We start from the raw sequence: 5,992 nt of genomic DNA on the forward strand, positions 1-5,992 counted from the left end.
ACCCCTAAAGGGTTTCCCAACACTCTGTAAAAAGAGATCGGATATTCCGATCTCTTTTTCGCGTAAGGTTTAAAGATTAGATGCTACTCCAACTCATATTCATTTTATTTTAAATAATAAGAAAATTAAATTTTATTATTTGTTTCTCAATATATTTCGATTGTTTTTATTTTATGCTATACCAATCAAACGTATTGTTCGATTATATTATTTGGAAGCCTTAGCATATGAACGCTCTCTGATTTCGGCGCAAAGTTGATCCATTTGTTGTTCTGTAAATTCTTCTTCTCTTATGTCTCCAAATGTTGCTGAACCAAGAAATATTTCATCATCACAGTTGATGTCCCAGGATTCAAAAGGTTTCTCACCTTTTGAAACTTTCTTAGTGAACCGCGTCCATTTACCATCAATGCATACTAAATTATTCCAGGGTTTGTTATACAATATTCGAAGTGTAAACTCTTTTTCAGAGTAATAAAAATCGTATATTTCCTCTTTTGCGATAAATTTAGACCAATCAATCTTAATTTCTTTTTCTTTTTCAGGTATTTGTCTAGGAGTTGTTTCTTGAAGTGTATACGAATGGAATGGGAATGAAACTAATTCTTCACCTTCTATGTCTTTCATAATCCAAAAGTTATTTTTATCGTCGCCAGAATAATATCGATACCATTCACCGGTATGTGTTTTGAATACGTGTTCAGTATGTTTTTTTGTTTCTTTGTAGTATGTTTCTACAATACACAGGTTTACAAAGCGTCTTGTAGTATCATATGTAATTGATGTACAAGAAAGTTCTTCTTCCCCTATAAACCACTTTTTTATTTCACCATTACACTCAAACTCATATCCTTCATAACGTGCGAAATCTAAAGGATTAGAATAGTCATTGGCGTATTTTTCTGAAGTGAATAATTCTTTTAATTCTAGGGCTGCTTTTAATGGTAGCTTATCTAATGATAATAATTTTTTGATGTCATTATCAATTTGAATATTATAAGGCGATAGAATTTTTTTGATCGCTTCTTTTAATCCTAAATCATCAAAAAACAAACATTCATACTCATCTGGATTAAAAGAACTTTCAAGTACCAAACAATCCATGTCTGATGCATCTTCCATGTTAATCCATTTTTTAGGGTGTTGTAAGTCACCTTTTTTAATAAGATATCCATTTAATTGTATGTATGTTTGAATCTTTTCAGCAGGAAATACCACATAATCATAATTAGAGTTGTCTACTTCAAATATTCTTCTTCCATCTAGTAAAATTTTCATCTTGTTGCCCCCTTATATTTTTAAAATTTTCTATATTATTTTACCATCTAATGATATCTTGGTCCTTTTTTATACAAGTTTTTTTGTAGGACATGAAAACCAATCTTTTTTTAAAAGGCTTATTTTATTTTTGGTAGACAACAAATGACAACGTATATCAGACAATCAGTGATGAATATTATTTACCAAAGTAATTACCAAAGTGGATATCAACCTTATAACCAAAGAATCTATCATGATAGCACTATCAAAAGAAATCTTCGATTATCATAGGTTTTTAGGGGATTTTGAGTTTTGTTTATAGTAGGAGGAATGGAATGAAAAAAAGGAGGGGGAACAATGAATAATTCTTATGAAATTATCGGTAATCAAATTAAATATTATTTGAGGGATGATCCAACAAGAGGATGGAACAACATACCTAGTCCGCAATTTCCAAGTGTGAAAGAAATTAAAGAATGGTGTGGAAGTTCAACAAACGAAATTATGTGTGGGTGGGATGCACTTAATCAAAATGCAATGAGTACAACGGATACAACAGATTTTTTATATAGGTGGATTAGTTGGTATGTGACAGAGCCATTAGACAGTACAGCGCGAGAAATACGAAAGTTACCAGATGAACTTGCAAGTTTCATAACACATGTACCTGTTGATACATTGGAACTCATTAAGAATACCTCTCATATGGTGTTAGATTGTATATGCTTTGTATTAGACTGGATACCAAATTTGTTAACAATATTCTCTTTTTAGGAGGGAGAACATGCTGAATCGAAAAGAAACAATTTCTTTTCAAGCCTTTATGGACCAATCTTATAAGAAGAAAAAGCAAACAAAAATATATAGCATTGGCCCTATTAGTCCGTTCGCATTTTTTCATATGTCATCACCGCTTGTTCATACGTATGTAGCCCTGGGAATAGTAGGCGGTCTTACAATTGGAGCTGTTTTATTGGAGAAATATTTAGTACGAAATGATTATGTTTTTGCATCCAATCTCCTGTCTAATGGTCTGTATTATGGTGTAAGAATTGGAGGCATTGGATTCATTGGTTATGTATTTATTCGCACTTTACTTATGTTGTAAGGAGGGTGAACAATGAAAAGGTGGTTAAAAAAGAAAAAATATAAATATCAGTTAGAAGAAGTATTTAAGAAAGCAAAGCTATACGATGAACACATTACACGAGGTGGAAAGGTCCCCATTTATCCTACGATTCATGATGTTTACGAAGGGAAAGAAAGTGTACGGTACACTTTTACATTGCCAAACGGAGTTGATCCAGCTCAAATTCATAAGAAATGGTTTTGTTTTCAACAAATACTAGGCGAAAATCTTATGATGGAAGGCAATATTAAAAAGTTCGTACTCCATGTATTTCATTCTAATGCAAGTTTACAGCCTTACGATTACAGTTATAAACAATGGCAGCCATTATTGAAACAATATCGTCTTCCTGTGGTAGTAGGGCGGGACCAATTCGGGAATGCGATTGTGTATGATATGGTTGATTCAAATACACCTCATTTACTGATTGCGGGAGAAACAGGAAGCGGAAAAAGTAGTATGGTGCGCGTGATTTTAGCCACATTAATCCAACATATGTCACCAGAGCATTTACATTTGTACCTGGGGGACTTGAAAAATTCAGAGTTTCATTTTTTAAGAAGAGTGAAGCACGTGAAGTATGTTTGCATGGAAGAACATGAAATGATGAACATGTTATCAAAATTATGGAAAGAGGTATTGCATAGAAGAAAGTTAATGGAAGAATATGAGCTGGGTCATATTGATGAATACAACCAAATAAAAAAAGATAAACCTTTACCCTATCTTTTTATTGCCATTGATGAAGTAGCAATGCTACAGGACGAAAAGGAATGTGTCACCATAATAGAAAAAATATCAGCTGTCGGCAGATCGCTTGGTATCTTCCTCATGCTAAGTATGCAACGTCCAGATGCAAAAATACTTGATGGTAAGTTAAAGCTCAATTTGACGGTAAGAATGGGCTTTAAATGTGCGGATTTAATTAATAGTAACATTGTGGGGACACCTGGATCAGAAAATTTAAGTCAATCGGGGCAAATGATTTTAAAATTAGATGGTTTAAAAAAGGTGCAGGCTCCTTTTTTGGCATTGGACCAGGCAAAAGAAATAATAGAACCGTATCGTTTATCTAAAGAGCAAAGTGTAAAGAAAGAAGAACAGGAGCATCAAGAAGATAAAATCTTTGGGGTGTTAGATGATGCTAACGAATAGAGATAAGCAAATTATAGGCCATTTACAGCAATTTAGATGTATGTCGCGTGATGATATTATTGATCTTCATTTTAGAAATGTGAAAAATGCAGTAACATGCTGTAATACTGTTACAAAGCGGTTAAGTCGCGAAGGATATATTGATGTAGATACATCACAACGTCCATACGTGTATTTTCCTTATCCAAATACCATTCGTAAAGGAAGCCAAAAGGTACGTCACTTTTTAGCAATTGTGGATGTATATAAGCAGTTATTACGAATCGAAAGACCGAAAATATTTCAAGTAGAACCTAAATATAAAAAAGGTTATATGGAACCCGATATATTTACCATTTGGCGCAAAAGTCCATTTTTTATAGAAGTCCAGAACTCCATTTATAATAAGGCTACGATCCAAACGAAAATAAAACGATATGAATCATATTTTCGTAGCATGGAATGGAAAAAAGAATCGTGGCAACCAAAACATAATATGGTATTTCCCTCACTTTTAATCCTTACTGACCTCAAATATCCAATCTCTAGTTCTAACTTTCGTATTTTTCAAGCGCCCTCTATTCAGCATTTTCTTGCACAAGTACAGCAACCTAAAGACATTTCGGTTCAAATAGGTTCAGTCAAAGCAAAATTATGAAAGCACAAGATATTGTTTCTTGTGCTTTTTACATATCCCAAAAATCATTAATTCTAGCGTGAGGATCAATTTTTCTGATAGTATGTAATAGTTTTTTCATGATTTCAGGTTTGGGGATATAATCTGTGTCTCTACATGCTTTACTAATTGTTTTTGTAGACACTTTAGATTTTTTTGCTAGCTCTTGTTGTTCAATTCCTTGCCGATCTAACCACTTTTTTAGTTTGGTCCTATTTTTGCGGAAAAACATTCTTCTCACTCCCATAACTTTAATTTTTTATTTACAATTATGGACAGGAATGAGAACTTACATACACTCCAATTTACCCTAAGGTAAATTGGAGTGTAAAAAGGTTCGATTTATAAATCTTTCACACGAACGATTTATTGATAATTTCACTTGGAATGAGGTATACATACAATGCAAAGATTTGACTTACGCATCATACAACAAATCTTTGCAAAGCACTTTCCAAAGAAATTTATCTTAATCTGTGTCTAGAGAATATGAAAAAGGACTACTTTGTTTTACTTGTATAAGGTAAGTAAATGGAAAATGAATAAATAGAAAGGCTGTGGGTATATTACGTTTTGAGCATTGACTCAAAATTGTTATTGGAGTGGAAAAAATGACAGGTTTATTGGTTGTATTGTGTTGCACAATTATATTTTTTCTTTTAGCACAAATTCTCACTCCATCATCTATTTATAATCCTAATAATGATTCACAACGGGTGAAATGCTCTAACAAATTAGAGAAGAGAGTATATGATGCATTGCGCTTTAAGGGATATTATCCAATTGTGCAATATAAAGTACCGAATAAACGTTTTAAGTTAGATTTTGCGTTTTTTTCTCCAAATGGCTTAAAAATAGATGTAGAAATTGATGGGCCTTTTCATCGAACACCAGAAGGAATAAAACGAGACAGAAAAAGAGATAAATACATGAAAACAAGTGGTTGGAAAGTGATTCGTATTACTGATATTTCTTTAAATAATGGATTTGAAAAACAAATACTTTTGTTGATAGCAACTTTAAATGAATTAGGAATAGAACCCTCTACAAAATCAGAACTTGTTTTGTTAGAAGAAAAATGAAGACGTATGATGAAATTATCATATGCCTTCATTTTTTGAAAAGAGCTTAGACCAGAATCCTGGTTTTTCTTTTGGGGCATTAAGAACTTGTTTACTTTCTTTTAGCTCTACGTGTAATTGTTCAATTTGTTTAGATTGTTCTTGTAACAGTTTTTTTTGCTCAATCATTTCATTTGAAATAACACCTAACATTTGCTTTAACTCACTATTTTCTTGTGTTAAATCCTGTAACACACTCATTACATTTTCATAACGCGTTATATGATGCTCGTTTTCGTCTGTAACGGGGGGCGTAATGGACGCTAATTCGTTAGGGGGATTCATTGATATAATAGCGTTTGCGGCATCATCAAGCGTCATAGACTTACTTTTACTTAATTCTTGTATTTTTCTTAGAATTATAACGTCCTTGTCAAAAAAACCGCGTTGGTCATGGTCGTTACGGTGGAAGTTATAGCCGCGGTCTTCTAATAAACGGGCATACTTACGTATAGTTCCTTCTTTAACTCCTAATAATTCAGCAACTTCGCGCGTCCAATAAACATTTTGTATATCTGTTACGGCGTCACGTGACACGTCACATACACCTCCTTTTCGGATAATATTATACACTTTTTAATAGAATCCTTGTGTATTTAATAAAAAAAGAGTTGTTCTTATAAAGAACAACTCTTTTTGATTGAATTATGCATATGGATCATCTTCTAAATC

The 5,992-nt window shown here is 32.8% G+C and carries 8 protein-coding genes; 5 read left to right on the plus strand and 3 right to left on the minus strand.

Features of this window, described 5'->3' with window-relative positions; translation table 11 throughout:
- Positions 1 to 207: 207 nt before the first annotated feature.
- Positions 208 to 1,278 carry a hypothetical protein gene (locus RT27_RS03630; RefSeq protein ID WP_043935336.1) on the minus strand — a complete coding sequence of 357 codons (1,071 nt, stop codon included), beginning with the start codon at positions 1,276 to 1,278 and terminating at the stop codon, positions 208 to 210.
- A gap of 339 nt (positions 1,279 to 1,617) precedes the next feature.
- On the opposite strand from RT27_RS03630, the gene RT27_RS03635 reads away from it, so the two are divergent.
- From RT27_RS03635 to RT27_RS03650, 4 genes are read left to right on the plus strand one after another with little or no spacing between them, the layout of a single operon-like run.
- On the plus strand, positions 1,618 to 2,034 hold the full coding sequence (locus tag RT27_RS03635) for a hypothetical protein (RefSeq protein WP_043935337.1): 417 nt from the start codon (positions 1,618 to 1,620) through the stop codon (positions 2,032 to 2,034).
- Between the two features lie 10 nt (positions 2,035 to 2,044).
- Positions 2,045 to 2,368 (plus strand): hypothetical protein, encoded by a 324-nt coding sequence (locus tag RT27_RS03640; protein WP_043935338.1) that lies wholly within the window; start codon positions 2,045 to 2,047, stop codon positions 2,366 to 2,368.
- A 12-nt stretch (positions 2,369 to 2,380) separates the two neighbouring features.
- Positions 2,381 to 3,544, plus strand: coding sequence for an FtsK/SpoIIIE domain-containing protein (locus RT27_RS03645; RefSeq protein ID WP_043935339.1), 1,164 nt, complete (start codon positions 2,381 to 2,383; stop codon positions 3,542 to 3,544).
- Complete coding sequence (locus RT27_RS03650; RefSeq protein WP_043935340.1) at positions 3,528 to 4,181, plus strand: replication-relaxation family protein; 654 nt, start codon at positions 3,528 to 3,530, stop codon at positions 4,179 to 4,181. Before RT27_RS03645 ends, RT27_RS03650 begins: the two co-directional genes overlap by 17 nt.
- 28 nt (positions 4,182 to 4,209) lie before the next feature.
- On the opposite strand, the gene RT27_RS03655 is transcribed toward RT27_RS03650, so the two are convergent.
- Positions 4,210 to 4,431 carry a helix-turn-helix transcriptional regulator gene (locus RT27_RS03655; protein ID WP_000466107.1) on the minus strand — a complete coding sequence of 74 codons (222 nt, stop codon included), beginning with the start codon at positions 4,429 to 4,431 and terminating at the stop codon, positions 4,210 to 4,212.
- A 379-nt stretch (positions 4,432 to 4,810) separates the two neighbouring features.
- Between RT27_RS03655 and RT27_RS03660 the strand changes: the two genes are divergently transcribed.
- Entirely contained in the window at positions 4,811 to 5,281 is a 471-nt protein-coding gene (locus RT27_RS03660; protein WP_043935341.1) for a DUF559 domain-containing protein, read from the plus strand.
- Positions 5,282 to 5,299: 18 nt separating this feature from the next.
- Here the strand turns inward: RT27_RS03660 and RT27_RS03665 are convergent, their stop codons facing one another.
- Complete coding sequence (locus RT27_RS03665; RefSeq protein ID WP_043935342.1) at positions 5,300 to 5,857, minus strand: MerR family transcriptional regulator; 558 nt, start codon at positions 5,855 to 5,857, stop codon at positions 5,300 to 5,302.
- Positions 5,858 to 5,992: the final 135 nt, after the last annotated feature.

The sequence above is a fragment of the Bacillus sp. L_1B0_5 genome (genome assembly GCF_000836715.1).
Taxonomy (GTDB): Bacteria; Bacillota; Bacilli; order Bacillales; family Bacillaceae_G; genus Bacillus_A; species Bacillus_A thuringiensis_S.

What these genes read in the sequence shown, in the direction of transcription:
- RT27_RS03630 (WP_043935336.1), bottom strand. Translation starts at nt 1,278, where the DNA reads ATGAAAATTTTACTAGATGGAAGAAGAATATTTGAAGTAGACAACTCT.
- RT27_RS03635 (WP_043935337.1), top strand. Translation starts at nt 1,618, where the DNA reads ATGAATAATTCTTATGAAATTATCGGTAATCAAATTAAATATTATTTG.
- RT27_RS03640 (WP_043935338.1), top strand. Translation starts at nt 2,045, where the DNA reads ATGCTGAATCGAAAAGAAACAATTTCTTTTCAAGCCTTTATGGACCAA.
- RT27_RS03645 (WP_043935339.1), top strand. Translation starts at nt 2,381, where the DNA reads ATGAAAAGGTGGTTAAAAAAGAAAAAATATAAATATCAGTTAGAAGAA.
- RT27_RS03650 (WP_043935340.1), top strand. Translation starts at nt 3,528, where the DNA reads ATGATGCTAACGAATAGAGATAAGCAAATTATAGGCCATTTACAGCAA.
- RT27_RS03655 (WP_000466107.1), bottom strand. Translation starts at nt 4,431, where the DNA reads ATGTTTTTCCGCAAAAATAGGACCAAACTAAAAAAGTGGTTAGATCGG.
- RT27_RS03660 (WP_043935341.1), top strand. Translation starts at nt 4,811, where the DNA reads ATGACAGGTTTATTGGTTGTATTGTGTTGCACAATTATATTTTTTCTT.